General features: G+C 59.2%; 20 protein-coding genes. 7 read left to right on the top strand and 13 right to left on the bottom strand.

What is annotated here, in order from left to right; genetic code table 11:
* Positions 1–5 precede the first annotated feature (5 nt).
* Together leuD and leuC are read right to left on the bottom strand one after the other, a co-directional pair.
* Positions 6–614, bottom strand: coding sequence for a 3-isopropylmalate dehydratase small subunit (gene leuD / locus ACGLWX_RS13450; protein ID WP_396240372.1), 609 nt, complete (start codon positions 612–614; stop codon positions 6–8).
* Position 615: 1 nt separating this feature from the next.
* Positions 616–2037: a 3-isopropylmalate dehydratase large subunit gene (leuC, locus tag ACGLWX_RS13445; protein WP_396240370.1), complete on the bottom strand. Its 1422-nt coding sequence runs from the start codon at positions 2035–2037 to the stop codon at positions 616–618.
* A gap of 462 nt (positions 2038–2499) precedes the next feature.
* Between leuC and ACGLWX_RS13440 the strand changes: the two genes are divergently transcribed.
* A complete protein-coding gene (locus ACGLWX_RS13440) occupies positions 2500–2931 on the top strand; it encodes a cell division protein ZipA C-terminal FtsZ-binding domain-containing protein (RefSeq protein WP_396240368.1) in 432 nt (143 codons plus the stop codon).
* On the opposite strand, the gene ACGLWX_RS13435 is transcribed toward ACGLWX_RS13440, so the two are convergent.
* On the bottom strand, positions 2928–4517 hold the full coding sequence (locus ACGLWX_RS13435) for an ABC-F family ATPase (RefSeq protein ID WP_396240366.1): 1590 nt from the start codon (positions 4515–4517) through the stop codon (positions 2928–2930). The genes ACGLWX_RS13440 and ACGLWX_RS13435 overlap by 4 nt on opposite strands.
* A gap of 109 nt (positions 4518–4626) precedes the next feature.
* Positions 4627–5487, bottom strand: a complete 861-nt coding sequence (locus ACGLWX_RS13430; protein WP_396240364.1) for a sirohydrochlorin chelatase — start codon at positions 5485–5487, stop codon at positions 4627–4629.
* 66 nt (positions 5488–5553) lie between these two features.
* Here ACGLWX_RS13430 and ACGLWX_RS13425 point away from each other — a divergent pair, with 66 nt between their 5' ends.
* Positions 5554–6114, top strand: coding sequence for a gamma-glutamylcyclotransferase (locus ACGLWX_RS13425; protein ID WP_396240362.1), 561 nt, complete (start codon positions 5554–5556; stop codon positions 6112–6114).
* Between the two features lie 2 nt (positions 6115–6116).
* Here ACGLWX_RS13425 and ACGLWX_RS13420 read toward each other — a convergent pair whose 3' ends face one another.
* The 4 genes from ACGLWX_RS13420 to ACGLWX_RS13405 form a co-directional block, all read right to left on the bottom strand.
* A complete protein-coding gene (locus ACGLWX_RS13420; RefSeq protein WP_396240360.1) occupies positions 6117–6644 on the bottom strand; it encodes an HPP family protein in 528 nt (175 codons plus the stop codon).
* 104 nt (positions 6645–6748) lie between these two features.
* On the bottom strand, positions 6749–7042 hold the full coding sequence (locus ACGLWX_RS13415; protein WP_396240359.1) for a hypothetical protein: 294 nt from the start codon (positions 7040–7042) through the stop codon (positions 6749–6751).
* A 239-nt stretch (positions 7043–7281) separates the two neighbouring features.
* Entirely contained in the window at positions 7282–8463 is a 1182-nt protein-coding gene (locus ACGLWX_RS13410; RefSeq protein ID WP_396240357.1) for a CaiB/BaiF CoA transferase family protein, read from the bottom strand.
* Positions 8451–8693 (bottom strand): hypothetical protein, encoded by a 243-nt coding sequence (locus ACGLWX_RS13405; RefSeq protein ID WP_396240355.1) that lies wholly within the window; start codon positions 8691–8693, stop codon positions 8451–8453. The genes ACGLWX_RS13410 and ACGLWX_RS13405 overlap by 13 nt, the downstream gene beginning before the upstream one ends.
* 139 nt (positions 8694–8832) lie before the next feature.
* On the opposite strand from ACGLWX_RS13405, the gene ACGLWX_RS13400 reads away from it, so the two are divergent.
* Together ACGLWX_RS13400 and ACGLWX_RS13395 are read left to right on the top strand one after the other, a co-directional pair.
* On the top strand, positions 8833–9741 hold the full coding sequence (locus ACGLWX_RS13400) for a LysR family transcriptional regulator (RefSeq protein WP_396240353.1): 909 nt from the start codon (positions 8833–8835) through the stop codon (positions 9739–9741).
* A 290-nt stretch (positions 9742–10031) separates the two neighbouring features.
* Positions 10032–10793 (top strand): SDR family NAD(P)-dependent oxidoreductase, encoded by a 762-nt coding sequence (locus ACGLWX_RS13395; RefSeq protein WP_396240351.1) that lies wholly within the window; start codon positions 10032–10034, stop codon positions 10791–10793.
* 9 nt (positions 10794–10802) lie between these two features.
* Here the strand turns inward: ACGLWX_RS13395 and ACGLWX_RS13390 are convergent, their stop codons facing one another.
* Both ACGLWX_RS13390 and ACGLWX_RS13385 read right to left on the bottom strand, forming a co-directional pair.
* On the bottom strand, positions 10803–11708 hold the full coding sequence (locus ACGLWX_RS13390) for a GGDEF domain-containing protein (protein WP_396240349.1): 906 nt from the start codon (positions 11706–11708) through the stop codon (positions 10803–10805).
* 364 nt (positions 11709–12072) lie between these two features.
* Positions 12073–12828, bottom strand: coding sequence for a metal-binding protein ZinT (locus ACGLWX_RS13385; protein WP_396240347.1), 756 nt, complete (start codon positions 12826–12828; stop codon positions 12073–12075).
* A gap of 217 nt (positions 12829–13045) precedes the next feature.
* On the opposite strand from ACGLWX_RS13385, the gene ACGLWX_RS13380 reads away from it, so the two are divergent.
* Complete coding sequence (locus ACGLWX_RS13380) at positions 13046–14002, top strand: calcium/sodium antiporter (RefSeq protein ID WP_396240345.1); 957 nt, start codon at positions 13046–13048, stop codon at positions 14000–14002.
* 21 nt (positions 14003–14023) lie between these two features.
* Here ACGLWX_RS13380 and ACGLWX_RS13375 read toward each other — a convergent pair whose 3' ends face one another.
* The gene (locus ACGLWX_RS13375) at positions 14024–15004 is read right to left on the bottom strand and encodes a TAXI family TRAP transporter solute-binding subunit (protein ID WP_396240343.1); all 981 of its coding nucleotides are present in this window, start codon (positions 15002–15004) and stop codon (positions 14024–14026) included.
* 95 nt (positions 15005–15099) lie between these two features.
* Here ACGLWX_RS13375 and ACGLWX_RS13370 point away from each other — a divergent pair, with 95 nt between their 5' ends.
* Positions 15100–15345 carry a hypothetical protein gene (locus tag ACGLWX_RS13370; protein WP_396240341.1) on the top strand — a complete coding sequence of 82 codons (246 nt, stop codon included), beginning with the start codon at positions 15100–15102 and terminating at the stop codon, positions 15343–15345.
* 12 nt (positions 15346–15357) lie between these two features.
* Positions 15358–16827, top strand: coding sequence for a sodium:proton antiporter NhaD (nhaD, locus tag ACGLWX_RS13365; RefSeq protein WP_396240339.1), 1470 nt, complete (start codon positions 15358–15360; stop codon positions 16825–16827).
* Between the two features lie 36 nt (positions 16828–16863).
* On the opposite strand, the gene ACGLWX_RS13360 is transcribed toward nhaD, so the two are convergent.
* Positions 16864–17535, bottom strand: a complete 672-nt coding sequence (locus ACGLWX_RS13360; RefSeq protein WP_396240337.1) for a glutathione S-transferase — start codon at positions 17533–17535, stop codon at positions 16864–16866.
* A 33-nt stretch (positions 17536–17568) separates the two neighbouring features.
* On the bottom strand, positions 17569–18159 hold the full coding sequence (locus tag ACGLWX_RS13355; protein ID WP_396240335.1) for an antibiotic biosynthesis monooxygenase: 591 nt from the start codon (positions 18157–18159) through the stop codon (positions 17569–17571).
* Positions 18160–18247: the final 88 nt, after the last annotated feature.

Genomic DNA, 18247 nt, shown 5'->3' with positions numbered 1-18247 from the left:
TCTGGTTACGCAAGCCAAGGGTTGGCGGCGAGATGGCGCTCCTGAAAAGCCTTGATCTGACTTTCTTTCTCAAGCGTACTGCCGATGGCATCCAGGCCTCGCATCAAGGCACTGCGCCTTAGTTCATCAACCTGAAAAGACAAGCTCGTACCACCGCCAAGCGTAATTTTTTGTGCCTCCAGGTCAACGGTAATAACGTTTTCTTCGGCCTTGCTGACAGTATCGGCAAGCAGCTTGTGCACTTCCGGCGCAAGCGTGATGGTCAAAATACCGTTGCGCTGGCAGTTGTCGTAGAAGATACCTGCAAACGATGTGCCGATGAGCGCACGAATACCCAGCTGCTGTAAGCCCCATACCGCATGTTCGCGGCTGGAGCCGCAGCCGAAATTGGGCCCGGTCACTAGAAAGCTGCTTTGCTGCCAGCCGGGCTGATTCAGGATGAACTCCGGATTTGGTGATCCATCGGTTAAAAAGCGGATGTCATGAAAGAGCCCACGGTCGAGCCCTTGCCGATCAATTCCCTTGAGAAATTTCTTGGGCATAATGACATCGGTGTCGATATTAGCCGCAAGCATGGGGGCCGCCTGGCCGGTAACGCAAGTAAAGGGTTCCATTTTAGGCCTCCTGGGATAGTTGACGAATATCGGTAAGCGTGCCCTTGATGGCAGCTGCTGCCACCATGACCGGACTCATCAAGTGCGTACGCGCACCGACGCCTTGACGGCCTTCAAAGTTACGATTAGTACTCGAGGCACAGCGGTCTCCCGGCTCCAGAACATCGTCGTTCATCGCCAAACACATAGAGCACCCCGACTGGCGCCACTCGAATCCAGCCTCTAAAAAGATTCCGGCCAGCCCCTCTGCTTCCGCCTGATCACGCACGGCGGTCGAACCTGGCACGATGATGGCGCGTACGTGCTCGGCGACCTTCCTGTCTTTCACCACCGCGGCGGCGGCACGTAAATCCTCGATCCGGGCGTTTGTACATGAGCCGATGAAAGCATGGCTGATACGGATATCGGTCAAAAGCTCACCAGGCGTCAGACCCATATATTCCAGTGCCCGCTGCATATCGCGCCGCTGATTGGGGTCGTCTTCAAGCGCGGGGTCGGGCACACGCTGATCGATAAACGCGGCCTGATCGGGGCTGGTGCCCCAGGTTACCATCGGCGAAAGTTCACTGCTATCCAGGGTAATATCGATATCAAAAACGGCGTCTTCATCACTGCAAAGCGTTTGCCACTTCGCCAGCGCCTGTTCGAACAGTTCACCGGTGGGCGCTCGATCGCGCCCCTTCAAATACTCGAACACCTTCTCGTCAGGTGCCATGAACGCTCCGCGGGCACCGGCCTCGACCGCCATGTTACAAATGGTCATACGCGCCTCGACGCTGAGCGCTGCGATACCCGGGCCGGCAAACTCGATGGCATAGCCCGTAGCACCGGAAGCACCAATACGCCGGATCAGAGCCATTATAATGTCTTTCGAAGCCAGCCCTTCGGTCAGCGTGCCTTCTACGGTAACGCGCATGGTTTTAAGGCGCTTGTAAACCAGTGTTTGAGTGGCGAGCAGGTGCTCAATCTCGGAGGTTCCGATACCGAACCCGAACGCCCCTAGAGCGCCATAGGTCGTTGTGTGGCTGTCGCCCGCCGCGACGACCATACCCGGCAAAATGAACCCTAGCTCAGGGGCAACCACGTGTTCAATACCCTGGCGCCGGTCCATGACGTCAAATAGTTCGATGCCAAAGTCCCGACAGTTTTCACCAAAGTAGCTCACCTGGCGAGCACCGCCTTCATCGTTAATAATAGCAATACGATTGGGCGCGGTAGGATTAACATGATCCACCACGCCAAGCGATGTGGAAGGACGCCAAACCTTGCGCTGTTTTTCGCGCAAACCACTAAAAGCCTGTGGGCTGGTATATTCGTTGATCACCTGTCGGTCGATATAAAGCAGCACATGCCCATCATCATCCAGCGTACATACGGTATGAGAGTCTATATGCTTATCATAAAGTGTTTTGCCAGTTGCCATTTTTATGCTCGTCGATAGTGCGGAAAGTGGCAGCGCCTACTGCAAATATGCTCGGTAGCGCTGGTATAACTTTTCTCGACAAGCTTAACGATGCATAGACCATCATCAATGGTCTAAATGTGAGGACTTAATACATGAACTGTGTTCGGCTAACATTCCTTATGGAGACTGCAACCCGATCATTAAAACCGCGATCAAGTTTGCTATACGAAGGCATTTATGATCGGTATGCCGTGGCTGCTAATTGAAAAACATATGCCATAATGTTTTCTTCATGAGGCTTGGGGTAACAATATGGATACTATTTCCCTTCCTATAGGGTTGGCGCTTTTTTCTCTATTTGTCGGCCTAGTTGCTATCGCGATTTACGTGTATCTTTCGCGGGCCAAAATACGCCCGATCAAAGGACCCTCCGTCGCTCCTCCAGCGCGCCCTGCGCGCACACAAACGTCGCAAAGTGCGGTGCCTTCGGTACCAGCAGCGGCGGGTAAAAAGAGGCAGCACTCGCTGTTCGTCATTTTCGCCCGGCCGGACGTCACCACCGACGAGCGTCTGACCGAGTGGCTGCGCGGCAAAAACGCTCGCTTTGACTCGCTTAAACGGGTGTTTTTGATTGACGGTCACAAGCGCACCAACCCGATCATCATCGCCAACGCTTTCCCGCCCGGGGAAATGCCGGATCTTTTACGCGGTGAGAGCCACGACACAATTCGCGGAGTCAGCCTGCTGGTCAAACCGCCCATCCATCGGCGACGTAACCAGCAGATGCACGTCTACGTTGCGCTCGCTAAGGAGATGAACGACACCTTCAGGGGCGATATTCTCGACAGCGAGCAAAACCCGGTCTCGGAAGTGACCTACCAGCAAATACTTGGCGAGACCTCGCCGACCTAGACCAGGCCCTGGCTTCGCAGGTAGTCGTCGTAGCTGCCGCTGAAATCGACGATGCCGTCCGGCTGCATGTCGATGATGCGCGTGGCAAGGCTTGAGACGAACTCGCGGTCGTGGCTGACGAATATGAGCGTGCCCGGGTAGTTCTCGAGCGCCAGGTTGAGCGCCTCGATCGATTCCATATCGAGGTGGTTGGTGGGCTCGTCCATCAGCAGCACGTTGGGGTTGGTTAGCGTTAACTTACCAAACAGCATCCGGCCCTGCTCGCCACCGGAGATCACCTTCACTGATTTATTGATATCGTCGCTTGAAAACAGCATCCGCCCGAGCGCGCCGCGTACGACCTGCTCCCCGCCTTGCGTCCACTGCCCCATCCACTCGAACAGCGTGGCATCTTCGGCGAAGTCCGCCGCATGATCCTGAGCGAACACGCCAAGCTCGGCGGCATCGGTCCACTTCACTTCGCCGCTGTCTGGCGCGAAATCGCCGGCCAGCGTCCTCAACAGCGTCGTTTTGCCGATGCCGTTAGGGCCGATGATCGCGATCCGCTCACCGGCTTCCACCCCCATCGAGAAGCGCTCGAACAGCGGCTTGTTGCCTTCATAGCCCTTGGTGATCGCCTCGACGGCGAGCGCGTTACGGTGAATCTTCTTGTTCTGATCGAAGCGGATGAACGGGCTGACCCGGCTCGAGGGCTTGATATCCTCGAGCTTGATCTTGTCGATCTGGCGCGCACGGGACGTCGCCTGCTTCGCCTTGGAGGCGTTCGCGGAGAAGCGGCTGACGAACTGCTGAAGCTCAGCGATTTGCGCCTTCTTCTTGGCGTTGTCCGCGTGCTGGCGCTCACGCGCCGCGGTGGCGGCGGTCATGTAGTCGTCGTAGTTACCAGGGAACAGCGTGATCTCGCCGTAATCGAGATCCGCCATGTGGGTGCAGACGCTGTTCAAAAAGTGGCGGTCGTGAGAGATGATCACCATGGTGCTGCTGCGCGCTTTCAGAATGTCCTCGAGCCAGCGAATGGTGTTGATGTCCAGGTGGTTGGTCGGCTCGTCGAGCAAGAGCACGTCCGGGTCGGAAAACAGCGCCTGGGCGAGCAGCACGCGCAGTTTCCAACCCGGCGCGACCTCACTCATCGGGCCAAAATGCTGCTCCAGCGGAATCCCCAGGCCCAGCAGCAGCTCGCCGGCGCGCGCTTCGGCGGTGTAGCCGTCGAGCTCGGCGAAGCGTACCTCGAGATCCGCCACGGCCATGCCGTCCTCTTCGCTCATCTCGGCCATCGAGTAAATGCGCTCACGCTCGGCGGCGACTTTCCAAAGCTCGGCGTTGCCCATGACGACGGTGTCGATCACGCGCTCGTTTTCAAACGCAAACTGGTCCTGACGCAGCTTACCCAAGCGCGTGGTGCGCTCGAGCATCACCTGGCCGGCCGAGGGCTCCAGCTCACCGCCAAGAATCTTCATGAAGGTCGACTTGCCGCAGCCGTTAGCGCCGATCAAGCCGTAGCGGTTGCCGTTGTTGAATTTGACCGAGACGTTCTCGAACAGGGGCTTGGCCCCGAACTGCATGGTGATATTGGCGGTGGCGATCAAAAGGGGCCCCTGGCTGACGATGAATGCGTGGCGATGAGTGCGGGCACGTGCCCGTGAAAGGCCCGCGATTCTACTCGCTATTGGGCCATCTGGCACCTGGTGGCTCGACTCAATCGCCGCCGCGCGGGGCAAGCTCCAGCAGAACCCGACCGTGATCAATCACTTGCTGAACCCGCGTGCGCAGAATATCGACGATGCCGTCGTGCTCGCCGACAAGCCGGGTGAACGTTACTTGAAGGCCCGGGTGGCGTGTCTGGGCCTCACGGCAAATCTCGGCGATATCGCCGCCTTCGCCGGCGTGACGCCCCGGCGACAGAAACAGCAGCGCCACCACTAACGGGCCGTCGCTGAAGTCCGGGCGATCCAGCAGCCGCTCTAAAAGCGGCTCGTTGAAGCGGTACTCGTCGCCGTCGCGGCGCTCCATGGAGGCGGGCGCCACGCAGGCGGCGTGCTCATCCAGAAGCGCGCTTAGCTGACCCGCCAAACGGTTGCGCACCGCGGTAACCTCAAAGATCGGGCTGCCGTGATCCACCAGCGCCACCCGCGGCGGCGCGCCTTCCGGCATCACCTCCATGACGTTGTCGGCCAGAAGGCGAGCCAGGCGCAGGTCGTTGTCGCCGTACTCGTCGACCAGCGGCATCGCCACGCGCACGCGTACCTCGGGAAAGCGCTCTTGAAGCTCGCGCATGCGCCTGGGCAGGTAGTCGGTTAGCGCGCGGCTTTCGCCGAAGAAAAACGGGATGACGATGATCTCGAGCGCGCCTTCACCGGCGCGGTGCTCGGCGGCGGGGCCCAGGGTGCGGGCGGGCTCGCCGCCAAGCTGCTCGGCGGGAATCTTGTTCGAGTGCAATAGCGATGCAGGCGCGACCGGCTCGCCCAACGCGTCGCTCAGCGCCGCCGCGACGCGGCGAAGATTGAACACGGCGGCGGGTTTGAGCGAGCCGTTATCGACCAGAAAAATCGCGCGCATGAAAGCCTCCCAAAGAGCGTTTGTCGCCATGTTACCATGGCCTTTTAACCACTTTTTGGCGACTACATGTTGATCGATACTACCGCCATAAATCAAAGCCGCCGCCCGTTCGATGATAACGGCGATATCTGGCTGTTCGGCTACGGCTCGCTGATCTGGAAGGCAGATTTTCCCTTTCTGGAGCGGCAAAGCGCTTATATCACCGGCTGGGAGCGGCGCTTCTGGCAAGGCTCTCACGACCACCGCGGCACCCCAGAGGCGCCAGGGCGGGTCGCCACGCTGATCCCCGTGGAAAAAGCGGTGTGTCACGGCATGGCGTATCGCATCAGCGAGGAAACGCTCGCCCCGCTGGATCATCGCGAGAAAAACGGCTACCTGCGCGAGATCACCCCGCTCCATCTCAGCGATGGCCGTCAGGTACAGGGTCTGGTCTACATGGCGACCGAGGATAATCCGGCATTTTTAGGCCCCGCACCGCTCGAGACCATGGCGCGCCATATTCACGAAGCCGTGGGCCCGAGCGGGCCCAACCGTGACTACCTGATGAACCTGGCCCAGGCGCTTCGCGAGTTAGAGGTGGACGATGCGCACATTTTCGCGCTACAAGCAGAGCTCGAGCGCCTCTGACCTTACCAGTAGCGCGGGTAGCGGCGGTGGCGCGCCAGGTTGTTGACCAGCACCGCCACTACCAGCATGACCACACAGCCCATGCCGATCGGCGCGAGCGGATACCACCAGCCAAGCGCGTGAACGCTCGCCCCCCCGCCGACGGCGATCAGCGCCGCCGCCGCACCCGGCGGATGCACCGTATGAGTGAGCTGCATGACCAGAATGGAGAGCGACACCGCCAGCGCCATGGAAAACGGCGTGGCGCCCAAGAGCTGATAGCAGGCTACGCCCACCGCAGCGGACAAAACGCTTCCGAACAGCACGTGGCTGGGCTGGGCGAACGGGCTTTCCGGGGCGGCGTAGATCAGGACCGAGGTGGCGCCGAAGGAGCCGACGATGAGCAGCTGTTGGCCAAGCCAGTGGGCGCTAAGCCAGCAGATCAGCGCCATACCGGAAAACGCGCCGACCCAGGACCAGAGCGCATCCTGCCAGCCAACCCGCGCGCGCTTGAAGGGCTCACCGCGCATTTTGCCAAGATAGGTTTTCATCGCACTCACTCAGGCACCAAATGAGTGCAAATGATCTCAAAACGCACCAAATAAGCAAATGGTAATGCGTCATGCGCCGATGAATTTCATTCAACCGCTCGGCGTTACATCATCAGCCAGGAAAGAATGAACAGCGCGATGAAGGTCTGAATGATCCCACCGATGATCGACCCGCGCAGAAACGACTTGATACCGCCCCACAGAATCAACAGCCCAATGATCAGCACGGCAATGCTGAAAAAGGAGTCGTTAATGCCCAGCGAGCGCGTCAGGCCGTCGATGAAATCGCCGAATGCGCCAAAGAAGTTGCCAAAAATACCCAGCAAAAACTCCACCACCACGCGAATCGCCTCGCCGATGGTTTCCCCTACCTCATCGAAAAATCCGTTTGCTTGCATGCGTCCTGTCCATTATCAAAGGAAGTAACGCATTGTCGATGAAAAGGCGCCAGGGGGCAAAGCGTTCATGGGTGCCAATTCGCTTGCTCCAAAGGTGGCTCGGCGAGCGTTAGTCAACTGGACAGACACCCTACGCTTAGAAGATAAAGCTGTGTGGTCCTCGCCCCTCCAGTTTCAAATCATTAATGATGACCATGCGTACTCATTAAAAAATGAAAGTGATTTGTTTGCCTAACCCATTAAGGCAGAACGCCCTTGTCTCTTAGCGCTTTAATCTGATTCTGGGTCAGGCCGACCTCCTTGAGAATGGCATCGGTATGCTCGCCGAATCTCGGCGGCGGTGTATCGTAGCGTGAAGGGGTGCGCGCCAGTTTGATGGGCGAGCCGGTGCCCTTGTAGGCGCCAATCTCGATCACCATGTCACGGTGGCGAGTATGCGGATGCGCGAGCGCCTCGGAAGTAGTTAGTACGGGCCCGCAGGGCACGCCCTCGTGCATCAGTTGCTCGGCGAGTTCCGTTCCGTCTCGGTCGGCCATGGCGGCTTCCAGCGCCTCGCGAAGCGCTTCGCGATGGCCAAGACGCGCGCCATTGCTGGCGAAGCGCTCGTCTTCCAGCAGCCGAGAGCAGCCGAGCTTGTGACACAGGCGCGCGAACTGCGCGTTGTTGCCCACCGCGAGAAAGACGGATTGCGTAGCGGTACGGTAGACCTCGTAAGGCGCGATATTGGGATGCTCGTTGCCGGTGCGCCGCGGCTGAGGCCCGCCGTAGAATACGTTCGGGAAGTGGGGATGCATCAAGGAGAGGCCGGAGTCATAAAGCGCCGCTTCAACGAACTGCCCTTTGCCGCTGCGCGTTCGCTCGTGCAGCGCAAGTGCGATACCGATCACGGCATTGAGCCCGGTAACGATATCCACCACCGGCAGCCCAACCCTCAGCGGCTCGCCCCCCTTTTCACCATTGACGCTCATCAGTCCGGCCATGGCCTGGATGATAGCGTCGTATCCCGGCAGACTGCCCATCGGGCCATCCGCGCCGAAACCACTGATGCGGCAATGGATCAGCCGGGGGAACCGCTCGCTCAACGTTGCGTAATCCAGCCCCCACTTCTCGAGCGTGCCAGGCTTGAAATTCTCGACCAGCACATCGGCATTTTCCAGCAATTGCAGTAGTAAGGTCTGGCCCTCGGGCTGGCGAAGATCCAGCGCCATACCGCGCTTGCTGCGATTAAGGCCATGAAAGTAGGACGCTGCATCTCCTTCGAAAGGAGGGCCCCAACCGCGCGTCTCGTCGCCGCTGGGAGGTTCGATCTTGATTACGTCGGCACCGTAATCTCCCAGTACCTGGGTGCAGTAAGGACCGCCGAGCACGCGGCTCAGGTCGATCACCTTGATGTCGCCGAGGGCGCCCATCAGCTCAGCCATGGGTTACCTCCCTCTGCCGTATTGGCTCGTTTAATGTCGCGCGGTTGATTACCTGTTCGTTGCTTATCGCGACGCTTCGAAAAGCGCCACCAAAGCATCAGAGGTTTCGGAGTGGTGCGCCAACGGCTGGAAGACAGATAGATGTTTAAAAGCCAAGTAAGCGCGGGATCATTGCGGTAGAGATTCTGCCCCCAGGCATCGGGGATATTGCGATGAATCAGCGTACTCAAACCATATACCTCTTGGACTTATTATATAATTTATCGTCACACTAAGCGGGCCACTTGCCCTTTTCCAATACAGTTTTAGGATTTATCGATACACTTTTTTGTATGGTCATATCCGAAAAAAACCTTTGGAGCTTTTACGATGGCACTCACCTTTCGCCAGCTGCGCTACTTTCTCGTGCTCTCGGAAGAGCTGCACTTCGGCCGGGCGGCACAGCGTCTGCACATCTCCCAGCCGCCGCTGAGTGCCAGCCTGCGTCAGCTCGAAGCCGAGCTCGATGTACGGCTTCTTGAGCGCAACAGCAAGCGGGTGTCGCTCACGCCGGCAGGCGAGGCGTTTCAGCATCAGGCGCGGCGTATCCTGAGCCAGCTCAAGGAGTCCCAGACGCTCGTTCAGCGTATTGCGGTAAGCGCCTCGGGGCTTGTGCGAGTAGGATTCACCCCGACCATGCTGTTTCGCGGCGTTCCCGAGCTCACCAGAGCGCTCAAGGCCCGCTATCCAGGCATCGAAATTCAACTGATCGAGCGCAATTCGGCCGAGCAGGTCGAGGCCGTCGCTCAAGAGAAGCTCGACCTGGGCTTCATCCATTCGATGCCCCTGCCCGAGGAAATCGACTCCATGGGGCTCTCCGGCGAGTCGTTCATCTGCTGCCTGCCAACCAATCATCCGCTGGCAGTGCGCAGTTTCATTTCCATCAAGGAGCTGGCCAACGAGGAAGTGGTATTGTTTGGCCGGTCGCTGGCGCCGCACTATTACGACCGCATCATCAGCCTGTTTCACCATGAGGATGTTGAGCCGGATATCTGCCACGAGGCGGCTCACTGGTTGACGGTACTGGCGCTGGTGGCCAACGAAATGGGCGTTTCCCTGGTGCCCACCTCGCTGGCCAAGGCGGGCTTTTCCAACGTTCGTTTCGTTCCTCTGGTCGATTCCCCGCGGCGCCATCAATCCCACTGCATTTGGAGAGGCGATACCCCACATCAGAGCCGCGATTTGCTGCTGGAGTGCCTGCGAGAGCAGTTGCAAAACGACGTTGCAGAGTCCTTGTAATCAACCTCCCAATTTAAATCTTTTAGGTATCCTTTAGCTGGATAAAACACTCTTTGGAACTAGGTCTCGCTCATAGCTTTACCAATCTGCCGAGCGAGTGGTGGCACTTCGACCTAGGCGACCAGCTTTGGGGGCACTACAGCGGCCAACGCACAGTGCCGTACGGCCCCGCGGCGCTGGATACCATCAAGAATCGATGGCGGCTTAAGTTGAGTTAAACCTTCACAAGCGCGCGCGAAACCGGCTACATTAAAGCGCTATCACGTTCATATCCTGAAGGAGAGTCTTTGATGCCTAGCGTATTAATCACCGGCGCCACGTCCGGATTCGGCCGCGCTGCCGCCTACCGTTTTGCCAAAGCCGGCTGGTCGTTGATTTTGACCGGGCGTCGCGAAGAGCGCCTGCAAGCGCTCGAGCGCGAGCTTTCCGATCAGGTCGAGGTGCTGACGCTAACGCTGGACGTGCGCGATAGCGACGCGGTGACCAGGGCGCTGAGCGAGCTGCCACAGGCGTTTTTACCGCTGACCTGCCTGATCAACAATGCCGGTTTGGCGCTGGCGCCGGAGCCGGCGCAGAAAGTCGATCTCAAGGATTGGCACACCATGATCGATACCAACATCACCGGGCTTGTGAACGTTACCCACGCTGCTCTGCCGCTTTTGATTGAGCATGGCGCGGGCGCGAGTATTTTGAATCTGGGATCGGTGGCCGGCCAGTGGCCGTATCCGGGTGGGCACGTTTACGGGGCGTCAAAGGCGTTCGTGCAGCAGTTCGGCTATAACCTGCGCTGCGACCTGCAGGGCACTGGCGTGCGCGTAACCGATCTTGCGCCGGGCATGGCGGAAACCGAGTTCACGCTGGTGCGTACCAAGGGCGACCAAGCCGCCTCCGATGCCCTTTACCGCGGCACCACGCCGCTGCAGGCCGAAGACATCGCCGAGCAGCTCTTTTATCTGGCCACGCTCCCGGCGCATATCAATATCAACCGCTTGGAGATCATGCCGGTGCGTCAGGCCTGGTCGCCCTTCAACGTGGACCGCGACCCGGCCTGAAGCCGTCGCCTAGTAGCTGACGCGATCGCGCCCCTGCTCCTTGGCGGTGTAGAGGGCGTCATCGACGCGCTTCATCACGCTCTTTTGCGTCTCGTTCAGCCGCGCTTCGACCACGCCGAGGCTAACGGTCACCTGCCCCGCCTCGGGGAAGCGCGTCTGGCTCACGCAGCAGCGTATTTTCTCGGCCAGCTGGACCGCCTGTTCAAGCGAAGTCTCCGGCGCCAGAATCATGAACTCCTCGCCGCCCCAGCGGGCGCAGTAATCGACCTTACGCAGGTTCTGTATCAGCAGCTGACCAAGCTTTGCCAGCACCTGATCACCCACGTCGTGGCCGTGGCTGTCGTTGATCTTCTTAAAGAAATCGATATCCAGCATGATCAGCGAAAAGGGCCGCACATAGCGGTGGCGCCGGCGAAGCTCGGTTCTGAGAAGTCGATCGAAGCGCGCGCGGTTATAGAGCCCGGTCAGCATATCGGTGGTGGCCAAGCGCTCGAGTTCGGCTTCTTTCTCGACCCGTTTGGAGATGTCGCGCTGCACCAGCACCAGTACGCGTTGGGCGTAGCCGGGCATGGTCATCGCCGTTACACGCCATTCGATGAGCATGGGCGCTTGATGTGCACTGAGCGGCCAGCTGCTTTTATCGAGCCCGTAAAGCGAGTAACCGTCGCTCATCTCGCCCTTGACCAGCGCTCGGCAGAGTTTGCGCATAAGTTTTCGATTCTCGATATCGCAGCCCACGAGTTTGGGCGACGCCCCCAGCCACTGGTCGCGCTCGCCTCCCCAAAAGTGTAAGTACTCGTCGCTGGCGTTCAAAACGGTAAGCGCTGAACCATCAGCACTGAATCCAAGTACCGCAACGGCTTGAAGGCTGCACTCTTTTACAGGAGGCACTGGCATTACCAGAGGTTCCGACATCGTGTTCTCGTCCGGTCGATCATCGATCAGGTTAGGCAGCGCCCTTTACGCTCGCTTGCTCGTTTTGAGCAAGGGGTCGTGGTTTCAGGCCATCATTACAGCCCGTTTCGTTTACATTATGATACACTTTTTTACCAATAACATGGATATACTGCATTAACAAACGCATTCCATTACATGCAAAAAAGTTTATTGAACTCGGCATTCAAGACAAACATTTGATAAATTAAGTATTTTTTGTCGCATACTGGCTAAACGCACGAATCAGACACCCCTAACGCTTAAGGGTTGCCCAATCGCCATAAAAACGCCCCCGGTCCAAGGACCGGGGGCGTGGTGATAAAACGAATGGAGTGCGGTGTGATCAGTGCGCCAGCATCTCTTCCACGATACCGTCGCTATTGAGTTCGCTCGGATAGTAAGTCGGCCAGTTGGTGACCTCTTCCAGCAGCGCTTCGCGATCGTCGCCCCAGTACAGGTGAAAATGGTGCGCGTCGGTCGGGTAGATGTCGTGATCCGAGAACTGGATGTAGTGCGGCATGTCGGTATCGCTCTCTTCGGTTTCGAAGATGAAACGAACGCCGCGGTTGCCGGCTTCGTAATCGAGGATTTCGTAGCCATCGTACTCATACTCGGCGCTACGCTCTTCTCCGTCCTCGTAAAATGTTACGCGGTTGCCATCGATCACGATGCGATCGACGTGGGTTTCGTAGCCCACCTCGTAGTACTCGGCATACTCCTCGGCACTCTTGCCACCGTTCTCCGCTTTCTTCTCGAAGACCGGCTCAAGCGAGCCATCCTGCAGATAGGGATAAACGGACTGCCAATCGCCTTCCCAATCGCTTAGCGGGCGATCTTCGATCTGGTCGTCGTCGAAGTAGCCGGCGTAAATATCGCTGTCATGGTTATGGGAATGATCATGAGAGTGGTCGTGGGAATCGTCGTGACCGTGATCATGGGCGTGCTCGTGGCCATTGTCGTGCTCATGCTCATGAGAATGATCGTGCGAGTGTCCGTCGTGGGCGTGGTCGTCCTGCTGGGCGTAAACGCTTTGCAGGCCGCTGATCATCAGCGAACCAACGGCCAAGGCGCCGAGCGCCTTGCGGGTTGAAAGAGTCATGTACTCTCCTTGTTTGAACGGGTTTATACAGCGGGTTGAAGCGGCTTTCCATAAAAAATATGATATAACATATCAATTAATTGAAAAGCTCGCCAGCCATGACCGGGCGTTTTTTTAGCCGTCGTACTAAAGCTCCCCTTTTAATCGTGGAACGACAGCGCCTTGCAGACTAGGTTAAGCATAACGACGGACCCTGACGCCCGAAAAGGGAGTGAGCATGCTGTACTTATTGAGCCTCCTGGGAGGCATCGCGCTGTTAACGTTGGGCGGCGAAGCGTTGGTGCGAAGCGCGGTGGCAGGTGCCGAGCGCTTGGGGGTATCGGCGCTGTTCACCGGGCTTGTCATTGTTGGCTTTGGCACCTCGGCGCCGGAGCTGGTGGTGTCGATCAACGCCGCTCTCGATCAAAAGCCGGATATCGCCATCGGCAACGTGGTGGGCAGCAATATCGGTAATATCCTGCTGATCCTCGGGCTCTGCGCGCTGATCTACCCGCTGACTACCCGGCGAGAGGCGCTCAAACGCGACGGGATGGTCATGCTGGCGGCAACGGTGCTTTTCATTGTGCTGGGCGCTAGCGGCGAACTCGGCCGAGCCGACGCGGGGCTTTTATTGGCGGGGCTTTTGGGCTATCTCACTTGGGCGTACCTGAGCGAGCGCCGGGCGGTCGAGGCGCCAGAGCCCGCCAACGTGCTGGTGGAGGCACCGGCCAGGCGTCCGACCGCCACCCTTTGGATTGTGGTTGGGCTTCTGGGTGGACTGGCGCTGTTGATTGGTGGCTCGCAGCTGCTGCTCTATGGTGCGGTCGGGATCGCCCAGGCAATGGGGCTTTCCGAGGCGGTGATCGGGCTGACCATCGTGGCGGTCGGTACGTCGCTGCCGGAGCTTGCGGTGTCGCTGGTGGCCGCTCTTCGCCGCCACGCCGACGTAGCGGTCGGCAACATTCTGGGCAGCAATATCTTCAACCTGCTGGGCATTCTCGGCGTCTCCGCCTTTCTTCAGCCGCTGGTGCTGGTCGAGCGCATGGCGCTTTTCGATCAATGGGTAATGCTTGCCTCGGCCATCGTGCTGCTCGGCTTTCTCTATACCGGTCTTCGCCTTTCGCGCGGTGAAGGCGCCCTGCTGCTTACTGGGTACGCGGCGTTCATTGCGGCAAGCTTCACCCTGTTTGCCTAGAACAGGATCTGGCCCGGCACGTTAGCGCAGCGTATCGTCGATTTCGATACCGGCCTCGTCGTAGTAGCGCAGCGCGCCGGGGTGTAGCGGCGCGGCCAGGCCCTGCAGCTGATCCGGGGTGACGGCACCCCACCAGACGGCGCGCTGGATCAGGGCTTCGCGACTTTCCCAGAACGCCCTGGTGAGGCGATAGGCGGTATCGTCATCCATCTGTGTCGTGGTGTAGGCCAGCACCGGAAGCGACGTGGTATGAACGTCCTCATCGACGCCCGGATAAGTGCCGCCGGGAATCACCTGGGCAAGCTCGCCGGTTTGCGCGATCTGCTCCTCGGTCAACGACAACAGCGTGATCGGCACGCTGGTGGCCACTTCGGTCACGTTCGGTGTTGGAAAGGTGCTGGCGGTGACGAAGGCGTCGATCTTGCCGTCCATCAATGCCTGCGGGCCGTTGTCCAGCGCGGCGTCCGCCAGGCGAATATCGCCGGTGAGCCCGAACAGCTCGAAATAGCGCTGCGCCTCTCGGGCGCTAAAGGTGCCGCTTCCAACCAGCACGTACTTGCCGGCGAGCGACTCGATGGCCGTGGGAGCATGATCTCCCGCCAGCACGAAGTGCATGGTCATCGGCGGAATCGGGAATAGCCCGCGAATGTCGTCAAAGCGCGGGCTTTGCTGCTGGGCGAAAGGGCCTTCACCGGCAAGCGCCTGCTCGATGACGCCCGGAGGCGTAGTGAGAACGTAGTTCCCCTGGCGCGCCGCGACTTCCATGACGTTTTCGACCGACCCGCGGCTCTCCTCGAGGCTTAACACGAAATCCTCTTCGGTGGCGGCGCTAATCACCTCGGAAAGCTCGATCCCCATCTGATAATAAGCGGTGCCCACTGACGAGGATTTAAAGGTGATGAGCGTTTGCGCGTAGGCGCCAGACGATAGAGCAGTCGCTACCAGCAACGCAGCAAAGCGGTTCAACTTACGGCGATCGGGGTGTAAAGCGGAATCCTTCATGGCGTCGGCACTCGGTCAAATGCGTTATCGGCCAATCCGTGGCCGTGGCGCCATCAACATAGCACGTCCTAGGGCTTACGGCAGCCAGCCGCGTCATGGCGCCGCTCAAGGCGCCGCAGCGCGGTGATCGACGGCTCGATCTCGGAATTGGCTCATCCAGTCGATATGCCATGAGCATTGCTTTATGGCTATTAGCGAAACGGTTAATTTGCGAAAAAAAGACGTATCGAATCAAACAGGCCATCGCTTCGTTCGGTTTTATTCCGTATTGGGGAAAAACCCGAATTGCTAAACTCGATGAGCTTATTCCTATTTCAATAACGCCTATTCCAATAAATTAAAGGGAAACGCCTATGCTTACGCTGACTCGGCACGACTGCCAGCCGCGAACCTCGCGCCGCTGGCTTTTTTTGTGGGTAGCCATTGCTGCCTGCTTTGCTACGCCGGCGCTGGCCGTCACCGGCGAGCTCGATTTGACTACTACCGGGGTCGGCTTGTTGGCGCTTGGCGTGTTCGTGCTGGCCTACGCGCTGGTCATGGCCGAAGAAAAAATTCACATGCGCAAGTCCAAACCGGTGCTGGTAGCGGCGGGCATAATCTGGGGACTCATCGGCTGGGTGTACGTTCAAAACGGGCTCTCGGAGACTTCCGAATACGCGTTTCGGATGACGCTTTTGGAGTTCACCGAACTGATGCTGTTTTTGCTTGTGGCGATGACCTATATCAACGCCATGGAAGAGCGCAGAGTGTTCGATGCGCTGCGAAGCTGGATGCTGCGCAAGGGCTTCAACTATCGCACGCTGTTTTGGCTGACCGGCGGACTCGCCTTCATCCTCTCGCCAATCGCCGACAACCTGACCACGGCGCTTTTGATGTGCGCGGTGATCACCAAGGTCGCCGAAGGCGATAAGCGTTTCATCAATCTGGCGTGTATCAATATCGTGATCGCCGCCAACGCCGGCGGGGCGTTCAGCCCCTTTGGCGACATCACCACGCTCATGGTGTGGCAGGCGGGCATCATACCGTTTCAGGAGTTCTTCATCCTGTTCGTGCCGGCGCTGGTCAACTTCTTACTGCCGGCGACGATCATGAGTCTTGTCATCAAGGATCAAAAGCCCGCCAGCGTCTACGAAGAGGTCATCATGAAGCGCGGCGCGCGGCGCATCATCGCGCTGTTTCTGCTGACGATCACCACCGCGGTGTTGTGCCATACGCTGCTGGATCTGCCGCCGGTGCTGGGCATGATGACCGGGCTTGGCTATCTGCAGTTTTTCGGCTTCTACCTGCGCAAGAGTCTGCCCAAGTCGCTTGCACGCAAGCGCGAAATCTATAGCCGCGAAGGCGACAATAAAAAGCTCGCGCAGCTGGGTAGCGTGGTGCCCTTCGATGTTTTCAACCGCGTAGCGCGCGCCGAGTGGGACACGCTGCTGTTTTTCTATGGGGTGGTGATGTGCGTCGGCGGGCTTGGGTTCATGGGGTACCTGGGGCTGCTATCCGAGGCGCTCTATAGCGGCTGGAACCCGACCTGGGCCAACGTAGTGCTCGGCGTGGTGTCCGCGGTGGTGGATAACATTCCAGTGATGTTCGCCGTACTGACCATGCATCCGGCGATGTCCGACGGGCAGTGGCTTTTGATCACGCTTACCGCGGGCGTCGGTGGGAGTCTTCTATCGATTGGCTCGGCGGCGGGGGTGGCCGTCATGGGTCAAGCGCGCGGCTCTTATACCTTCATGGGTCACCTTCGCTGGACCCCGGTGATCCTGCTTGGCTACGTGGCCAGCATCCTGGTGCATCTGTGGCTCAACGCGGCAAGCTTTGGCTAGCGGTTTGCCCGGCGCGGGGCGCGCCGGGCATCTTCTTTAGCGCTCGAGGATATCCAGCGGCCCGGCGCGCTCGATCACCCGCTGCCAGGCAGGGTCGCTCTCCAAACGCTGGGTGAACCCCGCGATGGCCGGATAATTGCCAAGCGAGCGGGTGCCCTTGAGCGCCAGCATCGGAAAGCTCATCTGCACGTCCGCCCCGCTTGGCCAGGCGCCGCCGAAGTTCTCCTTCGCTCGCAGGTGCGCTTCGATGAACGCCATGTGTTGATCGAGCTGCGGGTCAAGAAAGCGCTCACGGACCGTTGAGCTGATCCCCTTGGCCACGGGGCGCACCAGCGCCGGCGACTGCTTGGGAATATGGCTAAAGACCAAGCTCATGAGCAGAAGCGGCATCAGCGAGCCTTCGGCGTAGTGTAGCCAGTAGCGGTAGTCGACCCACGCCTCGACATTCTCGGGCTCGGGCTTGAAGCGCCCCTGCCCGTAGCGCTCGACGAGGTAATCGATGATCGCGCCGGACTCAGCGATGGTCAGCTCGCCGTCGACGATCACCGGCGACTTGCCCAGCGGATGCACCTCCTTGAGCGCTTTCGGCGCCTGCATGGTCTTGTCGTTACGTTTGTAAACGTGGATCTCGTACTCGAGCTCCAGAAGCTCCAGCAGCCAAATAACCCGGTGCGAGCGTGATTTCTCGAGATGGTGTACGTGAATCATGGCCCTTCCCTGGTGGTAGTGGATGTAGCGCTCTTACAGCCTGGCCTGGGAGCGGTGGCTTTGCCACCAGCGGCTCAGCTGTTCACGCGGCGACCACCGGCCCTGAAGCCAGGGCGCCAGTAGCCGGGTCGACAGCGGAATGAAGATGAACACCATGATCGGCGTGAGCGCCAGCGTGCTCACCAGCACGCGCGGCACAAGCGCCCAGTCGGCTAACAGCGCGCCAAAGAGCCACTGAAACATGAGGGAAATGGGAAAAAACGCCAGCCATACCGCCACCGCCTGCTTCCAGCGCGGGGTCGGCTCGACACCGTCCATGTGAAACCAGGCCCCCAGGCCCGTGGCGCGCTGCTCGATCGGGGAGTCGAAAAGGCCCTGGCCCCGCTTGAGCCAGCCTTCGCGGGACGCGGAGTGCTGCCAGGCGTTGAGCATCTGCTGATCGCCAAAGCGAAACACGATCTGATACTCGTCGTCTCCATGAGGCGGTGCCAGCACGCCGGAGCCCAGGTAGCCGGGGAAATCCGCCGCCAGGTCGCGGCCTTCGTTGAGCCAGCGCTGAAAATCCTGATAGCGGCCGTTGGCCACGCGGCGGGCCACCATCATCGTCACGGGTAAGGTCGACATGGGTCATCTCCAAAGTGAGTCACAGCGAAGCCGGGTAGGCCGCTGTCGCTCGCCGGGGCGGGTAAGCCTTGGGCGAGCCCTGCATTAT

Source organism: Halomonas sp. HMF6819 (assembly GCF_044335525.1).
Taxonomy (GTDB): Bacteria; Pseudomonadota; Gammaproteobacteria; order Pseudomonadales; family Halomonadaceae; genus Vreelandella.
Note: the sequence above shows the minus strand (reverse complement) of the source record. Positions and strands in the feature narration are given on the sequence as shown.